This is a genomic window from Spirulina subsalsa FACHB-351 (assembly GCF_026130165.1).
Classification (GTDB): domain Bacteria; phylum Cyanobacteriota; class Cyanobacteriia; order Cyanobacteriales; family Spirulinaceae; genus Spirulina_A; species Spirulina_A subsalsa_A.
Genome location: NZ_JAIHOM010000259.1, coordinates 1 through 772 on the forward strand (window position 1 = coordinate 1; position 772 = coordinate 772).

Annotated in this window: 1 protein-coding gene; it reads left to right on the top strand. The window is 53.8% G+C overall.

The window, feature by feature from the left end; all coding sequences use genetic code 11:
* The coding region (locus tag K4A83_RS22745) for an RNA-guided endonuclease InsQ/TnpB family protein (protein WP_407810282.1) at positions 1-772 on the top strand (772 nt) is incomplete at both ends.

Below are 772 nucleotides of genomic sequence, written 5' to 3' on the forward strand. Positions count from 1 at the left end.
TTTACCCAGCGGGGATTTTCCATCAAGGCCGGGAAAGTTTACCTCGCCAAGATTGGCAAGCTGAAAACGAAGTGGTCAAGGCCACTGCCCTCTGAACCCAGTTCAGTTACAGTGCTCAAGGACTGTGCGGGTCGGTATTTTCTTAGCTTTGTGGTAGAGGTGGAGCCTGTCACCGTCGAACCCAAAAACCAAGGGGTCGGCGTAGATCTGGGCATTGAAACCTTAGCCACATTAAGCACGGGCGAAAAGGTCAAAGCCAGGGACACCCGTGCTTTAGATCAGAAGCTCCGTAAAGGTAAACGCAAACTAGCCAGAGCTACGAAAGGGTCAAGGCGGCGTGAGTCGTTGCGGAATGCTATCGCTCGGACGGAAGCAAAGCAACGGGATATCCGTAAGGATACTAACCAAAAGCTGGCGAGCCGTTTGGTGCGAGAAAACAGTGTGGTCGTACTGGAAGATCTCAACGTTGCCGGGATGGTGAAAAATCGGTGTCTAGCCAGGGCGATTAGTCGGGCCCGATGGCGAGACATCAGAACAATGTGTGAAGCCAAGGCAACCCTGATCCAAGACCGAGAGGTGAGGGTGATCAGCCGATGGGAACCCACCTCGCAGGTTTGCTCCTGCTGTGGTTATCGGTGGGGGAAGTTGGATCTGTCTGTGCGGTCGGTACTGTGCCTCAACTGTGGTGCAGAACAAGACCGGGATGTGAATGCCAGTGTAAATATTATGGCGGCAGGGCTTGCCGACCTGAATGGACAGGCGTTAAGCAGTG